The sequence below is a fragment of the Variovorax sp. JS1663 genome, assembly GCF_002157355.1.
Classification (GTDB): Bacteria; Pseudomonadota; Gammaproteobacteria; order Burkholderiales; family Burkholderiaceae_C; genus Variovorax.
Genome location: NZ_LYMK01000019.1, coordinates 90042 through 108791 on the forward strand (window position 1 = coordinate 90042; position 18750 = coordinate 108791).

Annotated in this window: 19 protein-coding genes and 1 pseudogene; 14 read left to right on the forward strand and 6 right to left on the reverse strand. The window is 70.1% G+C overall.

Features of this window, described 5'->3' with window-relative positions:
• Positions 1–35: 35 nt before the first annotated feature.
• Entirely contained in the window at positions 36–764 is a 729-nt protein-coding gene (locus A8M77_RS17465) for an alpha/beta hydrolase (RefSeq protein WP_086922780.1), read from the forward strand.
• A gap of 11 nt (positions 765–775) precedes the next feature.
• On the opposite strand, the gene pmbA is transcribed toward A8M77_RS17465, so the two are convergent.
• Complete coding sequence (pmbA, locus tag A8M77_RS17470) at positions 776–2146, reverse strand: metalloprotease PmbA (RefSeq protein WP_086922781.1); 1371 nt, start codon at positions 2144–2146, stop codon at positions 776–778.
• A 56-nt stretch (positions 2147–2202) separates the two neighbouring features.
• On the opposite strand from pmbA, the gene yjgA reads away from it, so the two are divergent.
• Entirely contained in the window at positions 2203–2859 is a 657-nt protein-coding gene (gene yjgA / locus A8M77_RS17475) for a ribosome biogenesis factor YjgA (protein WP_086922782.1), read from the forward strand.
• Positions 2856–3449, forward strand: coding sequence for a molybdopterin adenylyltransferase (gene mog / locus A8M77_RS17480; RefSeq protein ID WP_086922783.1), 594 nt, complete (start codon positions 2856–2858; stop codon positions 3447–3449). Before yjgA ends, mog begins: the two co-directional genes overlap by 4 nt.
• A gap of 9 nt (positions 3450–3458) precedes the next feature.
• Here the strand turns inward: mog and cysE are convergent, their stop codons facing one another.
• Positions 3459–4229, reverse strand: coding sequence for a serine O-acetyltransferase (cysE, locus tag A8M77_RS17485; protein ID WP_086922784.1), 771 nt, complete (start codon positions 4227–4229; stop codon positions 3459–3461).
• Positions 4230–4264: 35 nt separating this feature from the next.
• The gene (locus A8M77_RS17490; protein WP_086922785.1) at positions 4265–5029 is read right to left on the reverse strand and encodes an RNA methyltransferase; all 765 of its coding nucleotides are present in this window, start codon (positions 5027–5029) and stop codon (positions 4265–4267) included.
• 122 nt (positions 5030–5151) lie between these two features.
• On the opposite strand from A8M77_RS17490, the gene A8M77_RS17495 reads away from it, so the two are divergent.
• From A8M77_RS17495 to A8M77_RS17505, 3 genes are read left to right on the forward strand one after another with little or no spacing between them, the layout of a single operon-like run.
• Entirely contained in the window at positions 5152–6171 is a 1020-nt protein-coding gene (locus tag A8M77_RS17495) for an inositol monophosphatase family protein (protein WP_086922786.1), read from the forward strand.
• Positions 6171–8417 carry an FUSC family protein gene (locus tag A8M77_RS17500; protein WP_086922787.1) on the forward strand — a complete coding sequence of 749 codons (2247 nt, stop codon included), beginning with the start codon at positions 6171–6173 and terminating at the stop codon, positions 8415–8417. The genes A8M77_RS17495 and A8M77_RS17500 overlap by 1 nt, the downstream gene beginning before the upstream one ends.
• Positions 8417–9502 carry a mechanosensitive ion channel family protein gene (locus A8M77_RS17505; protein WP_086922788.1) on the forward strand — a complete coding sequence of 362 codons (1086 nt, stop codon included), beginning with the start codon at positions 8417–8419 and terminating at the stop codon, positions 9500–9502. Before A8M77_RS17500 ends, A8M77_RS17505 begins: the two co-directional genes overlap by 1 nt.
• A gap of 7 nt (positions 9503–9509) precedes the next feature.
• On the opposite strand, the gene pcaQ is transcribed toward A8M77_RS17505, so the two are convergent.
• Positions 9510–10430, reverse strand: a complete 921-nt coding sequence (gene pcaQ / locus A8M77_RS17510) for a pca operon transcription factor PcaQ (RefSeq protein ID WP_086922789.1) — start codon at positions 10428–10430, stop codon at positions 9510–9512.
• A gap of 133 nt (positions 10431–10563) precedes the next feature.
• Between pcaQ and A8M77_RS17515 the strand changes: the two genes are divergently transcribed.
• Positions 10564–11550 (forward strand): Bug family tripartite tricarboxylate transporter substrate binding protein, encoded by a 987-nt coding sequence (locus tag A8M77_RS17515; protein WP_086922790.1) that lies wholly within the window; start codon positions 10564–10566, stop codon positions 11548–11550.
• 22 nt (positions 11551–11572) lie between these two features.
• Here the strand turns inward: A8M77_RS17515 and A8M77_RS17520 are convergent, their stop codons facing one another.
• A complete protein-coding gene (locus A8M77_RS17520) occupies positions 11573–11869 on the reverse strand; it encodes a MarR family winged helix-turn-helix transcriptional regulator (protein ID WP_192871629.1) in 297 nt (98 codons plus the stop codon).
• A gap of 125 nt (positions 11870–11994) precedes the next feature.
• Between A8M77_RS17520 and A8M77_RS17525 the strand changes: the two genes are divergently transcribed.
• From A8M77_RS17525 to A8M77_RS17535, 3 genes are read left to right on the forward strand one after another with little or no spacing between them, the layout of a single operon-like run.
• Positions 11995–12978 (forward strand): Bug family tripartite tricarboxylate transporter substrate binding protein, encoded by a 984-nt coding sequence (locus A8M77_RS17525; RefSeq protein ID WP_086922791.1) that lies wholly within the window; start codon positions 11995–11997, stop codon positions 12976–12978.
• A 17-nt stretch (positions 12979–12995) separates the two neighbouring features.
• Entirely contained in the window at positions 12996–13961 is a 966-nt protein-coding gene (locus tag A8M77_RS17530) for a Bug family tripartite tricarboxylate transporter substrate binding protein (RefSeq protein ID WP_086922792.1), read from the forward strand.
• 5 nt (positions 13962–13966) lie between these two features.
• The gene (locus tag A8M77_RS17535; protein ID WP_086922793.1) at positions 13967–15283 is read left to right on the forward strand and encodes a sulfatase family protein; all 1317 of its coding nucleotides are present in this window, start codon (positions 13967–13969) and stop codon (positions 15281–15283) included.
• A 133-nt stretch (positions 15284–15416) separates the two neighbouring features.
• On the opposite strand, the gene A8M77_RS17540 is transcribed toward A8M77_RS17535, so the two are convergent.
• Positions 15417–16376 carry an AraC family transcriptional regulator gene (locus A8M77_RS17540; protein ID WP_086922794.1) on the reverse strand — a complete coding sequence of 320 codons (960 nt, stop codon included), beginning with the start codon at positions 16374–16376 and terminating at the stop codon, positions 15417–15419.
• Between the two features lie 98 nt (positions 16377–16474).
• On the opposite strand from A8M77_RS17540, the gene A8M77_RS17545 reads away from it, so the two are divergent.
• The 4 genes and pseudogenes from A8M77_RS17545 to A8M77_RS17560 all read left to right on the forward strand — a co-directional run.
• The gene (locus A8M77_RS17545; RefSeq protein WP_086922795.1) at positions 16475–17035 is read left to right on the forward strand and encodes a PadR family transcriptional regulator; all 561 of its coding nucleotides are present in this window, start codon (positions 16475–16477) and stop codon (positions 17033–17035) included.
• A gap of 5 nt (positions 17036–17040) precedes the next feature.
• Positions 17041–17868, forward strand: a complete 828-nt coding sequence (locus A8M77_RS17550; RefSeq protein ID WP_086922796.1) for a siderophore-interacting protein — start codon at positions 17041–17043, stop codon at positions 17866–17868.
• A gap of 168 nt (positions 17869–18036) precedes the next feature.
• Positions 18037–18498: a hypothetical protein gene (locus tag A8M77_RS17555; protein WP_143694639.1), complete on the forward strand. Its 462-nt coding sequence runs from the start codon at positions 18037–18039 to the stop codon at positions 18496–18498.
• Between the two features lie 47 nt (positions 18499–18545).
• Positions 18546–18695 (forward strand): annotated as a pseudogene (locus tag A8M77_RS17560) (XRE family transcriptional regulator); the annotation flags it as partial.
• Between the last annotated feature and the right edge of the window lie 55 nt (positions 18696–18750).

An 18750-nucleotide genomic window follows, 5' to 3' on the forward strand; every position in this document is an offset into this window, starting at 1 on the left:
TACCTTGCAGCCCTGACAACCTAGCGGAGACTGACATGGCGGACACCTACGTTCTCGTCCACGGCGCATGGCACACGGGCGAACTGCTGGAGCCCGTGGCCGAGACCATCCGCGCCCAGGGGCACGCCGTCCACTGCCCGACGCTGGCCGGCAACCGCAATGGGGATTCACGCGCGACCACCGGCCTGAGCGATGCCGTGCAGTCGCTGGCCGATTTCATCCGCGAGCGCGACCTGCGCGACGTGCGGCTGGTCGGCCACAGCTATGGCGGCATGGTGATCTCGGGCGCGATGAACCTGGTGCCGGAGCGCGTACGCCGGCTGGTGTACTGGAATGCCTTCGTGCCGCTGGCCGGGCAGTCCCTGGTCGACCTGGTGCCACCCCATTACAAGGCCCTGTTCGACGGCATCGCGGCGCAGAACGACGGCGCGATCACGCTGCCCTTCCCGATCTGGCGCGACGCCTTCATCAACGATGCTGACCTGGCCACGGCCGAGCGTGCATACGGGCTGCTCAACCCGCACCCCTACCGGACCTTTACCGAGCCCGTGGCCCTGCGCACCGAGCTGGCGGAGCTCCAGGTGGGCAAGTCCTACCTGAACTGCCAGCAGGACATCGCCCTGCCCCACAGCCTGCCCTGGCATCCGCGCCTGTCGGAGCGGCTGGGCCTGTACCGGCTGGTCGAGTGCCCCGGCAGCCACGAACTGTGCTTCACCGATCCCGCGCTGCTCGCGCGCAAGATGATCGAGGCCGGGCGGGACTAGAGAAGAGCAGGCTAGCTGCCCGCCACCTTCATCCGGTTGACCAGCACCGAGCCGGTCGTCTTGGCGCCATAGTTGTAGGCATCGGCGCCGATGGCGTCGATGCCCATGAACATGGTCTTGAGGTTGCCGGCGATGGTGATCTCCTGCACCGGAAAGGCGATCTGGCCGTTCTCGACCCAGAAGCCGCTGGCGCCGCGCGAGTAGTCGCCGGTCACGTAGTTGACGCCCTGCCCCATCAGCTCGATCACGAAGAGGCCGGTGCCCAGCTTGGCGAGCATGGCGTCGAGGTCGTCGCCCGGCTTTGTCCGGCGCGAGCGCAGGGTGAGGTTGTGCGAGCCGCCGGCATTGCCGGTGGTCTTCATGCCCAGCTTGCGCGCCGAGTAGGTGCTCAGGAAGTAGCCCTCCAGCCGGCCGGCGTCGACAACCTTGCGCTTGCGCGTGGCAACGCCCTCGTCGTCGAAGGCGGAGCTGCCCTTGCCGCGCGGGATGTGCGGGTCTTCCGCCACGTCGAGGTGCGAGGCCAGCACCGGCTTGCCCAGTGAGTCCAACAGGAAACTGCTCTTGCGGTAGAGCGCGCCGCCGCTGGTCGCCTGCACCAGTGCGCCCAGCAGCCCCGCCGCCAGCGGCGACTCGAACAGCACCGGGCATTCGGTGGTCTTGATCTTGCGCGCCTTGAGACGGCTGAGCGCCCGCTCGGCCGCGTAGCGGCCGACGGCCTTCGGGCTGGCCAGTTCATCGGCCGAGCGCATCGAGCTGTACCAGGCGTCGCGCTGCATGTCGTCGCCCTTGCCGGCGATGGGCGCCACCGAGATCGAATGGCGCGAGCTCGCATAGCCGCCACGGAAGCCGCGCGTGTGGGCGCTGAAGAAGTGGCTCTGCTGGGCCGAGACGCCGGCGCCCTCGCTGTTGGTGATCCGCTTGTCGGTCGACAGCGCCGCGGCCTCGCATTCCAGCGCCAGGGCGGCGGCCCGTTCGCTCGTGATGTCCCAGGGATGGAACAGGTCCAGGTCGGGCTGCTCGGTGGCGATGTCGGCCTCGTCGGGCAGGCCGCTGACCGGGTCCTCGGCCGTGAAGCGCGCGATGTCGTAGGCCGCCTGCACGGTCTGGGCGATGGCCGCCTCGGAGAAGTCGGAGGTGCTGGCATTGCCCCGGCGGTGGCCCACGTAGACCGTGACGCCGAGCGACTTGTCGCGGTTGCGCTCCACGTTCTCCAGCTCGCCCTTGCGCACCGAGACGCTCAGGCCGCAGCCCTCGGAGGCCTCGGCGCCGGCATCCGTGGCGCCGAGCTTCCTGGCATGCGCCAGGGCGGTGTCGACCAGGTTTTCGAAGAAGGGACGGCTGTAGGCGAAGCCGGTGTCGGCGCGCGAGGAGGATGTGCTCATGTGGAGGACTATGATACTTGCGCCCCTCATTCCGAGGGGGCGACAACGAGTCCCCCATGCCCCGCAAACCCAAGAAAGGCTACTTCGTCCGCGGCACCTTCGTGGCCGAAGGCAGCGAACTCGACCTTGAGCTCAAGCGCGAGCTCAAGGGCAGCGACACGGCCAGCAAGACCGACCTCAAGCGCGAGAGCGCCGAACTCCAGGCCCTCGGCGAAGCCCTGATGGGCCTGCGCGCCGGCCTGTTCGACAAACTGGGGCTCGGCGAGAAGCTGACCGAGGCGATCGACGAGGCCAAGCGCATCACCAACTTCGAGGGCAAGCGCCGCCAGATGCAATTCATCGGCAAGCTGATGCGCGGCCTCGATGCGGCCACGCTCGATGCCATCCGCGCCGCCCTCGACGAGCAGGACCGCGGCCCCGCCATCGAGGCGGCGATCCTGCACGATGCCGAGCGCTGGCGCGACCGGCTGATCGCCGACGACGACGCGCTGGGCGGTTGGATCGAGACCCACCCCGGCACCGATGCCCAGCAGTTGCGCGCGCTGGTGCGCCAGGCCCGCAAGGACTTCAAGGACGGCCCGCGGGGCGAGGCGCAGCGCCAGGGCAAGGCTTACCGCGAGCTGTTCCAGCTGCTGCGCGCGCAGCTCGAGGTGCACGGCACCGACGACCACGCCGCCGAGGCGGCGGCCCAGGCCCGCGAGGAAGACTCATGACGGCTTCGAATTTCGACCCGGTGCGCATCGGCATCGTTTCCGTGAGCGACCGCGCATCGAGCGGCGTCTACGAGGACAAGGGCCTGCCAGCGCTGCAGGACTGGCTGCAGCGGGCGCTGCGCAACCCCATCGCTTTCGAGCCGCGGTTGATCCCCGACGAGCGGGAACACATCAGCGCCGCCCTGATCGAGCTGGTGGACGCCGGTTGTTCACTCGTGCTGACCACCGGCGGCACCGGCCCCGCCCTGCGCGACGTGACGCCCGAGGCCACGCTGGCCGTCGCGCACAAGGAAATGCCGGGCTTCGGCGAGCAGATGCGGCAGATCAGCCTGCGCTTCGTGCCGACGGCGATCCTGTCGCGCCAGGTGGCGGTGATCCGCGACAAGAGCCTGATCATCAACCTGCCCGGGCAGCCCAAGTCCATCGCCGAGACGCTGGAGGGGCTGAAGAACCCCGACGGCACGCAGGTCGTGCCGGGCATCTTCGCGGCGGTGCCCTACTGCATCGACCTGATCGGCGGGCCCTACCTGGAAACGGACGAGACCGTGTGCAAGGCCTTCAGGCCGAAGTCCGCGATCCGGGCCCGCTGAGCCGGCCCGTCACTTTCCGACCAGCTCGGTCAGCCGCTGCTTCTCGAAGCACTGCGTGGTCGCGGCGTCTTCCGGCACGCAGTCTTTCCTGGCCTGCGCCGACAGCGTCTCGATCGCCTGCCACAGCATCGCGATCTGGTGCTCCTGGTTGGACGCGTTGTCGATCAGCCCGCGCATGGCCAGCGAGAGCGGATCGTCCTGCTGGGTGATCCCGTAGGCCGCGAACTTCCCGCCCGCCTCGTTCGCATCTGCACCGGTCGCAGCCTTGCCCGGAATGATGCGCGCCGGAATGCCGACGGCCGTCGCCCCGGCCGGCACCGGCTTGATCACCACGGCATTGCTGCCGATCTTGGCGCCGTCGCCGACCACGAAGCCGCCCAGCACCTTGGCACCGGCACTGACCACCACGTCCTTGCCCAGCGTCGGATGCCGCTTCGTGCCCTTGTAGAGCGAGGTGCCGCCCAGCGTCACGCCCTGGTAGATCGTGCACCCGTCGCCGATCTCGGCCGTCTCGCCCACCACCACGCCCATCGCATGGTCGAAGAACACCCGATCGCCGATGACGGCCCCCGGGTGGATCTCGATGCCGGTGAGCCAGCGCGACACGTAGGAGACGAAGCGGCCGACCCATTTCAGGCCATGGCCCCAGCACCAGTGCGCGAGCCGGTGCAGCACGATCGCATGCAGGCCGGGGTACAGGGTCAGCACTTCCCAGCGCGACCGGGCCGCCGGATCGCGGTCGAGGATGCACTGGATGTCGGAGCGCAGGCGCGAGAACATCGATGTTCCGGTGATGACGATATGGGCTGCGCAGTCTAAGGGCTGCCCTCATCGCGTACCCGCGATGGGGTCTTGTAGGCCCCGCCCTGCGCCGCGTCGGCCATGGCCTTGGCGATGCCGCGCAGGATGTGGATCTCCTCGGGCGTGGGCTGCGCGCGGTTGAAGAGCTGCGCCAGCCGCGGCATGAGCTTCTTGGGCGCCTCCGGGTCCAGGAAGCCGACCTGCACCAGCGAGCGCTCCCAGTGCTCGAGCATCCCCGCCACGGCCCTCGCGTCGGCCGGTTGCACCGGCGCGGTGACTTCGCGCACCGCGAAGCCGCCCAGCGCCAGTCGCCATTCGTAGGCGATCACCTGGATCGCAGCGCCCAGGTTGAGCGAACCGAAATCCGGGTCGGTGGGAATGCTGAGCGCCGCGTGGCAGCGGTACACGTCCTCGTTGCGCATGCCGAAACGCTCCGAGCCGAACAGGAAGGCGACGTGCTGCTCCTGCTGCTGCGCCAGCGGCCCCAGGTGCTCGCGCGGGCTGCGCGTGGGCGGCCCGAAGTCGCGCGGCACCATCGCGGTGGCGCACAGGTGGGTGACGCCGTCCAGCGCTTCGTCCAGCGTGTCGACGATGCGCGCCTTGGCCAGCACGTCCAGTGCCCCGCTGGCGCGCTGGATGGTCTCCTCGCGCCGCAGCACGTTGGCCCAGCGCGGTGCCACCAGCACCAGGTCGTCGAAGCCCATGGTCCGCATGGCGCGCGCGGCGGCGCCGACGTTGCCGGCATGGCTGGTCTGGATCAGGATGAAGCGGGTGCGCATGGGAGGGCCAAGGAGCGGAGGGCCGGGCGGCAGGGCCTCGACCCGGTAAAATCCATGATTCTCGCCGCCCGCATCGCCGGGCAGCCTCCACGGGCCCCGCCCGCCGTTCTTCCCCCCATCCGATGCCGTCTCCCAACCTGCACCCCATGCTCAACGTGGCCGTCAAGGCCGCCCGCGCCGCCGGCGCCATCATCAACCGGGCCGCGCTCGACATCGAGGCGGTGCGCGTCTCGCAGAAGCAGGTCAACGACTTCGTGACCGAAGTCGACCACGCGAGCGAGCAGGCGATCATCGACACCCTGCTCGGCGCCTACCCGGGACACGGCATCCTTGCCGAGGAATCCGGCACCCAGCACGGCGCCAGGGACTCGGACTACGTCTGGATCATCGATCCGCTGGACGGCACCACCAACTTCATCCACGGCTTCCCGGTCTACTGCGTCTCGATCGCGCTCGCGATCAAGGGCAAGATCGAGCACGCCGTCATCTACGACCCGACCCGCAACGACCTGTTCACCGCCACGCGAGGCCGCGGCGCATTCATGAACGAACGGCGGATCCGCGTGAGCAAGCGCGTGCGGCTCGCCGAGTGCCTGATCTCCACCGGCTTCCCCTTCCGCAGCGGCGACAACTTCAAGCAGTACCTGGCCATCATGGCCGACCTGATGCCGCGCGCGGCCGGGCTGCGCCGGCCCGGCGCCGCGGCACTGGACCTGGCCTACGTCGCGGCCGGTTTCAGCGATGCCTTCTTCGAGACCGGGCTCAACATCTGGGACGTGGCGGCCGGCTCGCTGCTGGTCACCGAGGCCGGCGGCCTGGTCGGCAACTTCACCGGCGAGCCCGACTTCCTCGAGCAGCGCGAATGCCTGGCGGGCGCGCCGCGGATCTACGGCCAGCTGGTGCCGCTGCTGGCCAAGTACTCCAAATTCGCCAGCGTGGACGACAAGCTGGCCGCCAGCGAGCGCGTGCGGGCGGTCGATCCGTCCGCGGGCGGCGTCTATGCGCGCAGCACCGTGCACCTGTCGGAGAACGCCGAGTCTGCGCGCGAGGGCGAAGCGGCACCGGCCCCGCGCAAGCTCACCCGCCTGCGCCGCGAAACCTCCCCTGTCGCGCCCGCACCGGGCGACACCCCCGCCGAGTGATGCGGGCGCAGCGCGGGGCCACTGCCACCGCCACCGAACGGGGTCGCGACGCACTGCGGGTGGCGCTGTCCTTCTACGTCGCCAACGGCCTGTCGGTCGCCTTCGGCCTGCTGCTGATCTCCGGCGGCGTGCACCTGGCGCTGGGCACCGCGGCCGCCTCGGCCGCCGGCGTCGGGGTGATCGTGAGCGCCCCGCCCGATCTGCCCGGCCCGCGGCGCGGCAAGTTCTGGCAGATGGTGCCTTCGTCCCTGGTCGGGCTGCCGCTCTTCTTCCTGGTGCAGCTGCTGCATTCGGCCCCGCTGCGGCTCGGCCTGCTGCTGGTGCCCGCCACCTTCCTGGCCTTCGTGGCCATGGCCTGGGGCAAGCGCGGCATCCCGATCGCCATCGCGATCATGTTCTCGATGATCTTCTCGATGGCCACGCCGGCGCCCACCGGCATGCACGAGGCCGTCGAGCGCACGCTGCATTTCGGGCTGGGCGCAGCGCTCTACGTGCTCTACGCGCTGCTGGCCAACCACGCGCTCAACGGCCGCTACCGGGTGCAGGCGATGGCGGACCTGCTGCTGTCCCTGTCCGCGCTGATGCGCACCGAGGCGCGCCAGTTCACGCCGCGGGACGACGCGGGCGACGTGCGCGAGGTCCCCGCGCCGCTGCTGGGCCAGCTGCTGGGCGCGCAGGCGGCGCTGGCCGACCAGCTGCAGGCCACGCGCGACATCGTGCTGGAATCGCCGCGCACGCCGCGCCGCCAGCGCCTCGCCGGCATGCTGGTGACGGTGCTGGAGCTGCGCGACATGCTGCTGGCCTCCGAGCTGGACCTGGATGCGCTCAAGTCCCATCCCGGCCATGCGGCGGCGCTGTGCGAGATGCAGCGCATCCTCGAGGAGCTCGCCGACGAAACCGCCGCCCTGGCCGACGCGATGCTGCTGGGCCGGCAGCCCGACCCCGTGCGCGACCGCCGCGCCGAGCTGGCGGCCATCCACCTGGACGACGATCCTGCCCATCCCTCTGCTGCAGCCCGCGGCCCGACGCCCGCCATGCTCGCGCGCGGGCTGGCCAGCCGCATCGGCCACATCAACGACGAGGTGCTGCGGCTGGTGGGACTGGCGCGCGGCGAGCAGGAGCCCAACCTCGCGGTGGTGCGCGCCAACTGGCAGATGTTCGTGAGCCCTACCGAATGGTCGCTCATGCCCTTCCTCACGCTCTGGCGCTGGGATGCGCCGCCACTGCGCCATGCGATCCGCGCCGCGCTCGCCATCGCCACCGGCTATGCGATCGCGGTCCTGCTGCCGTGGGGTTCGCACGACTACTGGATCCTGCTGACCATCGTGGTGGTGCTGCGCGGCAGCCTCTCGCAGACGCTGGAGCGGCGCAACAGTCGCGTGGCCGGCACGCTGCTGGGCTGCGTTGTCGCGGTAGCACTGCTGTCGGCGCATCCGGGCGCGCTGGCGGCGCTGGTCGCCATGACCCTGGCGCAGGCCGTCGCGCATGGCTTCGCCGTGCGCAAGTACCTGGTCACCTCGGTCGCCGCCACCGTGCTGGGCCTGCTGCAGGCGCACCAGCTCAACGTCGGCATGAGCCCCACCTTCGGGCTTTTCGAGCGCGTGGCCGACACGCTGATCGGCGCCGGCGTGGCCTGGGCCTTCTGCTACGTGCTGCCCTCGTGGGAGCGCAGCCAGATCCCCTCGCTGGTGGCCCGCTGCCTGACCGCGCAGGCACGCCATGCGCGGCTCGCGCTCGGTCTGGGCCAGCTGCGTGCGGTGCAGAGCAGCCCGGAACTCGAATGGCGCCTGGCGCGCCGCGAGGCCTTCGACAGCCTCTCGGCACTGGTGCAGGCCGCGCAGCGATCGCTGTCGGAGCCGCGTGCGGTGCAGCCGCCGATGGAACCGCTGGAGCACCTGCAGGCGCACAGCTACCAGCTGCTGGCCCAACTGAGCGCCGTCAAGTCGATGCTGGTGCTGCGGCGCGACCGGCTCACGCCGGCCGAGATCGAGGGCCCGCTGCAGCGCGCCGCGGCGCGCATCGAGGCCAACATCGGCAGCACCCCCACCACCGGCCCGACGATGCCCGGGAGCGCCGCCGCCACCACGGTGGCCGAATCGATCCCGCTGCCCGACCCCTTCGACAACGACGTCAGCCCCTGGCTGCTGCGGCGGCTCGACATGGCGATCGGCATCTCGGCACAGCTGCGCGACGACGCGGCGCGCATTCTTCAAACTTCCCCGCAAGAGATACCCAAGACTGCCTGATGAACAAGGACATGCTGTTCGCCCATCCGTGGTTCGGGCCCTGCCTGGCCGCCCTGATCGCCGTGCCGCTGGCGCTGCTCATCCACCGCGTCGGCGGCATGGTGCTGCGGCGCCTGGCGCGCCCGATGCCGGTGCTGCACACCATGCTGGCCAAGATCCAGGTGCCGGCGCGCTTCGTGCTGCCGCTGATCGCGCTGCAGATGGTGTGGCAGGCCGCGCCGGACGACCTGCGCTTCATCGCCGGCGTGCGCCATCTCAACGGCCTGCTGCTGATCGCCGCCGCGACCTGGCTCGCGGTGCGGGCCGTCAATGGCATCGCCGATGGCGTGCTGGCCCAGAACCCGCACGACGTGGCCGACAACCTGCATGCGCGCCGCGTGCTCACGCAGACGCGCGTGCTGGCGCGCACCGCCGACAGCGTGCTGCTGGTGGCCGGCGCCTCGATGATGCTGATGACCTTCCCGGGTGCGCGCCAGGTCGGCGCCAGCCTGCTGGCCTCGGCCGGCGTGATCGGCATCGTGGCCGGCCTGGCCGCCAAGCCGGTGTTCAGCAACCTGATCGCCGGCCTGCAGATCGCGCTGGCGCAGCCGATCCGCATCGACGACGTGCTGGTCATCGAGGGCGAATGGGGCCGCGTCGAGGAGATCACCGGAACCTTCGTCGTGCTGCGCATCTGGGACGACCGGCGGCTGATCCTGCCGCTGTCCTACTTCATCGAGAAGCCGTTCCAGAACTGGACCCGCAGCAGCTCGCAGCTGCTGGGCTCGGTGTTCATCTACGCCGACTACGGCATGCCGCTGGCGCCCCTGCGCGCGGAGGTGGAGCGCATCGTGAAGTCGGCGCCCGAGTGGGACGGCCGCTTCTTCAACCTGCGCGTGACTGACGCCACCGAGCGCACGATGCAGATCCGCGTGCTGTGCACCGCGGCCTCGTCCTCGCTGGCCTTCGACCTGCGCTGCACGGTGCGCGAGGGGCTGATCGACTTCATGCAGCGCGAGTACCCGCAGTGCCTGCCGCGGCTGCGCATCGAGAGCGAGACGACGCCGGCCGCCCCCGCGATGCCCGCGGAACCCGCCGCGGCCTGAGCGCGTTTCAGCCGCCGCGCCGGCGCACCGCCTCGTGGATCGCCTCGATCAGGAGGCGCGCGCCTTCCCCCACCTCGCCGCCGCGCCGCATCGTCAGGCCCACCGGCCCTTCGGTGCTCGCGGTGTCGATGGCCAGCCGGCGCAGTTCGCCCCGCGCGAGAAAGCCTTCCACCGCGCCCTGGGGCGCGAACCACACCGCGTCGGCGCACTGCAGCAGGCCCACGGCGAAGCTGGTGTCAGTCGCCTCCACCAGGCAGCGCGGCAGTGCCATGCCCTGCGCGACCAGGAAGGCATCGGCCGTGTGACGGATCGAGGTGCCCGAGACCGGCATCACCATCGGATAGGCGGCCAGGGCATCCAGCTTCGGGCGGCGCTGCGCCGCGAGCGGATGGCCAGGCCGCGCCACCAGCAGCAGCGGCTCGCTGTAGAGCTGCTCGAAGGCCAGGTCGGCCATCGCCGAGGCTTGCGCGAGGCGGCCGAGCACGAGGTCGATCTCGCCCTGGCGCAGTTGCGTCATCAGCTGCGCATTGGTGCCGCTGGCCACGCGCACGCGCAGGGCGGGCGCCCGGGCGTGCAGCGCCGCGACGGCCACCGGCAGCAGGTGGGCTGCCATGTTCGGCAGCGCACCCACCGCCACCTGCAGCTGGTCGAGCTCTGGCTGCTCCAGCGCCAGGCCGAGGCCCTCGCGCAGACCACGCAGCGCCGCCACAGAATGGCGCACCAGCACCTCGGCGGCCGGCGTCAGCTCCACCCCGCGGCGTCGGCGCAGCAGCAATTGGCGGCCGACGATGTCCTCCAGCTCGGCGATGGTCTTGGAAACGGCCGGCTGCGTAAGGGCAAGTGCCTTGGCCGCGCGCACCAGGTTGCGCTCCTGCGCCACCATGACCAGACACTGCAGGTGACGCAGCTTGAGCCGCGCAAAGTTCATGGCTGACAACGTGCGCTCCCTCTGGCGTGCATGCTGGAAATATAACCATCTGGAATAGCTGGCAGAAGAGCTTTCAGTTGTGCCGCGGGAAGCGCGCTCCTAGAGTCGCCACTGAACCCGGAGACAAGACACCATGACCCACCCCACCTTATTCGGCGCGCTGCGCCGCCTCGGCCTCGTGGCCGCCTGCGCCGTGCTGGCCCTCTGCCCTGTCGCCCATGCCGACACAGCCTACCCCGCCAAGCCGGTGAAGTTCATCACCAACTTCCCGGCCGGCGGCCCGCTGGACATCCTCGGCCGCGCGCTGGGCGACGTGCTGCAGAAGGAGTTCAAGCAGCCCTTCGTGGTCGACAACCGGCCTGGTGCCGGCGGCAACATCGGTGCCGACCTGGTGGCCAAGAGCGCGGCGGACGGCTACACGGTGCTGCTGTCGATCGACACCACATTCACCATCAACCCGCACCTCTACGCCACGATGCCCTTCGCGGCCAGGGACCTGAAGCCGCTGATGATCTTCAGCTCCTCGGGCCTGACCTTCGGCGTCGGCCCCTCGGTGGGCGCGAAGACGCTGCCCGAGTTCGTCGCCGCGGGCAAGGCGCAGCCCTTCACCTTCGCCTCGGCCGGCAACGGCAGCCCCGGCCACATCGCGGCCGAGATCTTCGCGAACGCCACCGGCGCGAAGATCACGCACGTGCCCTACAAGGGCAACGCACCGGCCGTGATGGCAATGCTCTCGGGCGAGGTGCAGGCCGGCATCGTCGCCACGCCCGGCCTGTTGCCGCAGTTGCAGGCGGGCAAGCTGCGGCCGCTGGCCGTGACCGGCCGCCAGCGCTCGCCGCTGCTGCCGCAGGTGCCGACGGTGGGCGAGCTGGGCCTGAAGGACCTGGAGTTCGAGGTGCTGTACCTCGCGATGGTCCCCGCCGCCACGCCCGAGCCCGTGATGCAGACGCTGCGCACCGCCCTGGCGTCGGCGCTGGCGCAGCCCGAGATCCGGTCGCGCCTCACCACGCTGGACATGGTGGCAGTCGGCGAGACCGGCAGCGCCGCGACGCAGCACCTGGCCACCAGCCACGCGCGCTACGGCAAGATCGTCAAGGCCACGGGCATGAAGGTCGATTGAGGCCAGCCGTGCCCGCAGCGCTTCAACGGCTTCCGCCGCCGCGCCGACCGCGGTCGGCCTTGGGCAGCACGGCTTCGCTCGCGAGTTGCTCGGCACGTGCCTGCAGCCGGCGCAGCGCCTCGTCCAGGCGGGCCGCCTCACCGGCATCGAGCGCTTCCATGAGGTCGGCGTTGATGCGCGTCACGAGCGGGAACAGCGCGTCGTACAGCGCCTGCCCGCGTTCGGACAGCTGCAGCAGCACCTGGCGGCGATCGCCCGCGGGATGCGCGCGCAGCAGCAGTTGCTTCTCCACCAGCGGTCGAGGCGGGGAGGATGTCATCTGGGGGTTAGTCCGGGGGATGGTTGATTTGATCAATCGAATGACGCGACTCTAAAGTGGATCGGGCCGAGGGCCAGCCAGCCCCGGTATCCCCACAGCACGACGACATCCGGAGACCTTGCTTCATGACCGACCCCATCCTCGACCGCCGCGGCGCCCTCGCCCTGCTCGGCGGCATCGCGCTCGCCCCGCTCGCGCACGCGCAGGCCTTCACCCCGGGCCAGCCGATCAAGGTGCTGATCGGCGTGCCGGCCGGCGGCACGCAGGACGTGCTGACGCGCGCCATCGCGCATGAGGTGCGCGACTCGCTGGGCCCGCTGGTGGTCGACAACCGCTCCGGCGCGGCCGGCCGCATCGCGGTCGAGGCGGTGAAGAACGCGGCGCCCGACGGCCGCACCCTGCTCCTGGGCACGGCCAGCATGATGACCATGTTCCCGAGCGCCTACCGCAACCTGTCCTACGACCCGATCAAGGACTTCGTGCCGATCGTCAACGCCGCGCGCTTCGAGCTGGCGCTCACGGTCCACAAGGACGTGCCGGCCAACACGCTGGCGGAATTCATCACCTGGGCCAGGGGCCAGGGCGACAAGCTCAGCTTCGCCTCCTACGGCGCCGGCACGCCCTCGCACTTTCTCGGCGAGATGCTCAACCGCGCCGCGGGGCTGAAGATGACGCACGTCGCCTACCGCGGCTCCACACCCGCCCGGCAGGACCTGATGGGCGGCACCGTCCCGGTGTATTTCGACACCGTCGGCGGCGCGCAGCAGATGCTGACCACCGGCCGGGCGAAGGTGCTGGCCACCAGCGGCGACAAGCGCTCGCCGCTGATGCCCAGCCTGCCCACCTTCGTCGAGGCCGGCTACAAGGACGTGATCGCGACCGCCTGGTTCGCCTACTACGCACCGCAGAAGACGCCCCAGCCCATCGTCGACAAGCTGCGTGCCGAGTTCACGCGCGCCGTCCAGTCGCGCGAGGTGCGCCAGCAGTTGCTGCAGAACGGCATGTACCCGGTCGGCGACGGCCCCGAGCCACTCGTGAAGACCATGCGCGAGGACACGGCGCGCTGGGGCGGCATCATGCGGGCCGTGAACTTCCAGGCCAACGACTGAATGGAGCTCCTTCTTTCATGCTGATCCCGACCCTTCGCCGCTCGCTCGGCCTGATCGCCGCAACACTGCTGGCCGGCGCCGCCTTTGCCCAACCGCTGGACGGGCCGCTGCGCATCATCGTGGGCTATGCGCCCGGCGGCGCCACCGACCGAGTGGCCCGCATCGTGGGCGACAAGCTCGGGCCCAAGCTCGGCGTGCCGGTCGTCGTCGACAACAAGACCGGCGCCGGCGGCCGCCTCGCGGCCCAGCAGGCCAAGGCCGTGCCGGCCGGGCAGAACGTGCTCATGGTGGCCAACCCGGCCGTGATGGTCGTGGCGCCCCTGGTCTTCAAGGACAACGGCTACGACCCCGAGCGCGATTTCGTGCCGGTCTCGCACGTCAACGACTACGAGTTCGCGCTGTCGGTGTCGACCGCGGTACCCGTGCGCGAGCTGCCGCACCTGCTGGCCTGGATGCGCGCCAATCCCGACAAGGCCAACGTCGGCGTGCCCGCCACCGGCAGCCTGCCGCACTTCTTCGGCCTCATGGTCGGCGAGAAGGCCAAGGTGCAGACGCAGGTGATCGGCTACCGAGGCTCCGCCCCGCTGCTGACGGACCTGATCGGCGGCCAGGTGCCGATCGCGGTCGACACTCTGGACGTGGTGATCCCGCAGTACCAGGCCGGCAAGGTGCGCATCCTGGCGATGTCGGGCTCGAAACGCTCGCCCTTCGCGCCTGACGTGCCGACCTTCAAGGAGGCCGGGCTCGACCTGACGGCCCTGGGCTGGAACGCCTTCTTCGCGCCGGCGAGCATGCCGCGCGACAAGGTCGCGCGCCTCGCGCAGGCCATCCGCGAAGTGATGCAGGACCCCGAGACCCAGCGGCGCTTCAAGGAATCCATGATGACCCCGGTGGTCAGCACGCCGGAGCAGACCGCCGCCATGCTCAAGGCCTACCGCGCGCAGTGGGCGCCGGTGGTCCAGAAATCCGGCTACCAGCCCTGAAACCCATGCAACGCCCCAACATCATCTTCATCGTCGCCGACGACCTCGGCTTCGCCGACCTCGGCTGCTACGGCGGCCGCGACGCCGCCTTCGGCCCGGTCTCGCCGGTGCTCGACCGGCTGGCCGCCAACGGCATCCGCTTCACGCAGGGCTACGCGAACTCGCCCGTGTGCTCGCCCACCCGCTTCGCGCTCATGACGGCGCGCTACCAGTACCGCCTGCGTGGCGCGGCCGAGGAGCCCATCAACAGCAAGAGCCGCGGCAGCACCACCCTGGGCCTGCCGCCGGAGCACCCCACCCTGCCCTCGCTGCTGCGCGATGCCGGCTACCGCACCGCGCTGATCGGCAAGTGGCACCTGGGCTTCCCGCCGGCCTTCGGACCGCTGCGCTCGGGCTACGAGGAATTCCTCGGGCCGATGTCGGGCGGCGTCGACTACTTCACGCACTGCGACTCGAGCGGCCGGCACGACCTCTGGTCGGGCGAGGAAGACCGGCAGGAGGAGGGCTACCTCACCGACCTGCTCTCGCGCCGCGCGGTCGACTACGTGGAGCGCATGGCCGTGCAGGACGCGCCCTTCTTCCTGAGCCTGCACTACACCGCCCCGCACTGGCCCTGGGAAACGCGCGAGGATGGGGACCGCGCGCCGGCGGTGAAGAACAACCTCTTCGACCTTGCCGGCGGCAACATCCACATCTATCGCCGCATGATCCATCACATGGACGAGGGCATCGGCTGGATCATGGCGGCGCTCGAAAAGCAGGGCCTGGCCGACAACACGCTGGTGGTCTTCACCAGCGACAACGGCGGCGAGCGCTTCTCCGACAACTGGCCGCTGGTGGGCGGCAAGATGGACCTCACCGAGGGCGGCATCCGCGTGCCCTGGATCGCGCACTGGCCGGCCGTGATCCGCGCGGGCGGCGAGAGCGCGCAGCACTGCATGACCATGGACTGGTCCGCCACCATGCTCGACGCCGCGGGCGCGCAGGCCGATCCGGACCATCCGCTCGACGGCCGTTCGCTGATGCCGGTGCTGCGAGATGCGTCGGCGGGCTTCCACCGCCCGCTGCACTGGCGCATGAACCACCGCGGCCAGCGCGCGCTGCGCGACGGCGACTGGAAGTACCTGCAGGTCGACGGCAACGAGTACCTGTTCAACATCCCCGCCGAAGAGCGCGAGCGGGCCAACCAGGCCGAGCGCGAGCCCGAGCGCCTGGCCGCGATGCGCGAAGCCTGGCAGCTGTGGAACGACAGCATGCCGCCGATCCCGCAGGATGCGACCGTGAGCCTGGGCTACTCGGTCAAGAACATGCCCCAGAGATAGTTCCCCCCAGGCTCCCCCACTTCGTGTGGTCCGCCAACCCCCTCTCCGGGGGCAGCACCATCGGCCCGGCGAAGCCGGTTCCGCGGTGTTCCCCGAAAAGGCAGGTGGTGCACGTCATCGATGCAGTGTCATCTCAAAGCGGGCGCACCGGCATGCACAGCGTGCAGCTGAAGGCGCCTGTCGCCTCGTCCATCACGAAGTCGCGCCCGTAGATTTCGAGCGGCGGGCCGTCGGCGGCCTGCCAGCCGCTGTCCGGCAGCCACTCGCACAGGCGCATCCAGGCCTGGTGGATCTCGGCCGGCGGGCCACTGAATTCGCAGCAGGCGTGGCGGCCGCCGGCGATGGTCTGCACGCCGATCTCGCCGCCGGGCCTGAAGCCCTCGTCCACCTCGACGCAGGCGTCGTAGCGGCATTTTTCCGGCGGTGTGACGTCGGGGTTGTCGTGGCTGAGGCCGTACATCGTGCGGCGCGGCGCCATCAGCCCCTGTTCGCCGCACCAGGCAGCGAAGCGCTGCCACAGGCGCGGGATGTTCGACTCGCCATAGGGCCCGACGTGACGCATATAGGCCACGCGCACCGGCGGCACGGTCTTGAGTTCCACTTTCATGTCGCTGTCTCCTGGATAAGGCACATGGCCCCGCGGCCATGAGCGCTCATCCTGTCGGAAAGCCGCCAGCACGGCTTGATGCGACTTGCTGTCGGCTTGATGAATCTTGCTGAGCGCGACACGGTGGCGCTCGGCCCAGCCGCGGAATGCACCGCGCCGCCACTGCGTCGGCGTGCTGCCGAAATGCGCGCTGAAGGCGCGCGTGAACACCGGCGCCGAGCCGAAGCCGACGTCCAGTGCAATGGCCAATACCGGCTCAGGCGGCAGGCCGAGCAGGCGCGCGGCCGCCACCTCCAGCCGACGGCGGCGCACGCGATCGGCCAGTGTCTCGCCCGTCATCGCCTGGAACACGCGATGGAAATGCCACGCGGAGAAATGCGCCACCCCGGCCAGCGTGGCGAGGTCCAGCGGGTCGCCGAGGTGCGCATCGATGTGGTCGATGACGCGGTTGATCCGGGCGACGTAGGTCTGGCGCGGACCAGTCATCGGCCGCTCCCACCAGCCCACCCGACAGGTTCGCGCTTGACATCGACTCTATTTAGATATATCTTTTTTATATCCGATATACTCAAGAAAGCTTCTCCATGCACGCTCTTCATCATCCGCGCTTCTTGCACGGCCACCCCCGCGGCGACCATGGCGACGGCATCGGCGGCGGTCGCGGCGCCCGCGGTGGCGGCCGGATCTTCGGTCACGGCGGCCTGCGCTTCGTCTTGCTCCAACTGATCGCGAAGAAGCCCAGCCACGGCTACGAGCTGATCAAGCTCATCGAGGAACGCCTGGGCGGACGCTACAGCCCCAGCCCCGGCATCGTCTATCCCACCCTCACCCTGCTCGAGGAACTGGGCCATGTGAGCGTCGACACCGCCGAGGGCGGCAGCCGCAAGCGCTACACCATCACCGCCGCCGGGCGCGAGTTCCTCGCCGCCAACCGCGAAACCACCGACGAGATGATGGCCCGCATGGACGGCGGCGTCGACGGCGCCGGCCCGCGCGCCGGCCGCCCGCCGCAGGTGGTGCGCGCCATCGAGAACCTGAAGCTTGCGATGCGCCTGCGCCTCGCCCGCGAACCCCTCACCGAACAACAAGCCCACGAATTCGCCGCGGTGCTCGACCGCGCCGCCCAGCAACTGGAACGGATCTGATCCACATGACCGACCTGTCTTCACCCGCCCTTCCCGACCGCCTGCCGCGCCGCGTGCGCCACGAACTGCGCTTCCGCCGGCTCGAGGTGCGCGCCGTCGAGCGCGTCACCCCGCACCTGGTGCGCATCACGCTCGGCGGAGACGAGCTCGAAGGCTTCACCAGCCCCGGCTTCGACGACCACGCCAAGCTCTTCTTCCCCGACGAGCAGACAGGTGCGCTGGTGCTGCCCACGGCCGGCCCCGATGGCCCCGTGTGGCCTGCCGGCGGCAAACCCGCCATGCGCGACTACACGCCGCTGCGCCACGATGCCGCGGCCGGCACGCTGAAGTTCGAATTCGCCCTGCACGAGGCCGGCCCCGCCACCCGCTGGGCCGAGCGCGCCCGCGTGGGCGACGTCCTGGGCGTGGGCGGACCGCGCGGCTCCTTCATCGTGCCGACGGATTTCGACTGGCACCTGCTGATCGGCGACGACACCGCGCTGCCCGCCATCTCGCGCCGCCTGGCCGAGTTGCCGGAGGGCGCGCGCGTGCTGGTCCTGGCGGAGATCGACGGCGAGGCCGACCGCATTCCGCTGCCGACGCGGGCCAGCCTGGATCTGCATTGGGTGCACCGCGGCGACACGGCGTCCGGCGGCAATCCGCTGCTGGAAAGGCTGCGCACGCTCACCTTGCCGGCCGGCGACTTCCATGCCTGGATCGCCTGCGAATCGGCCGCCGCCAAGGCCTTGCGTGCCCACCTGGTGGGGGAGCGCAGCGCCAACCCGAAATGGACCCGTGCCTCCGGCTACTGGCGCCGCGGCACTGCCGCCACGCACGACACCCACGAGGACTGACGCCCGCGCGCAACTGGCCGAACGCGCTATGCCGCGCCAAGGTTTGACACCCCCCCACCTCACCACCAAAATAAAAGTTTGAATACTTATTGACTAGTGATGGCGGGGGGCTCTGCGATGGAATTGGGGTTTGCGCATTGGCCACTGCTGGCCTTGGTGGCCGGCGTGTTGGTGCTGTTCCTGGTGATGTGGATCACCTGGAGCCGCGTCGCCCAGCGGCGCGAGGCCGGACGCCGGATCGCCGCGGCGCGGGTGCGCTCGGGCCATGTGCCGTTGGAGATCCCGACGGTGCGCGGCAATCTGACCCACGCCAGTGACGCAGCCCCAGATACCCTGCCCGAGTGGTTCATCCAGGGCAAGGGCGAACACTCCGTCGTCGACGAGCAGCCGCGCATCCGCGTGCGCTATGTCGATCCGCACGGTCGCAAGGCGGAGTGCACGATGCAGGTTTCGCACCTGGACATCCAGAAAAAGATACTGACCGGGCATGGCGAGATGCCGGGCGACATGTACCGCATCCCGCTGCATGCGATCACCGGGGCACGCATCGCGGAATCGGGCCAGCGCTTCAACATCGACACCTGGGTGGACGCCGTGCGTGTCGCGCGGCGGCGGCGCGGGCAGGTGTGAACCTGCTGGCTGCCGCGCCCAACGTTTCCCTCCTTTGAATCACGGACCTGAAGCAGGCCGAGGCGGCCGAAATCCTGATGGTGTCGCGGCCGCGTGTGTCCGACGTGGTCAGCAGGAAGACCGCCAAGTTCACCATTGATACGCTGGTCGAGATGCTGAGCCGGATCGGGAAGCCCGTCCGGATCGCCGTCGGCTGATTCACCAAGCCGCGTTCTTTATGATGCGGGGCCGCCCGTTCCGCAGGCCGCGCAT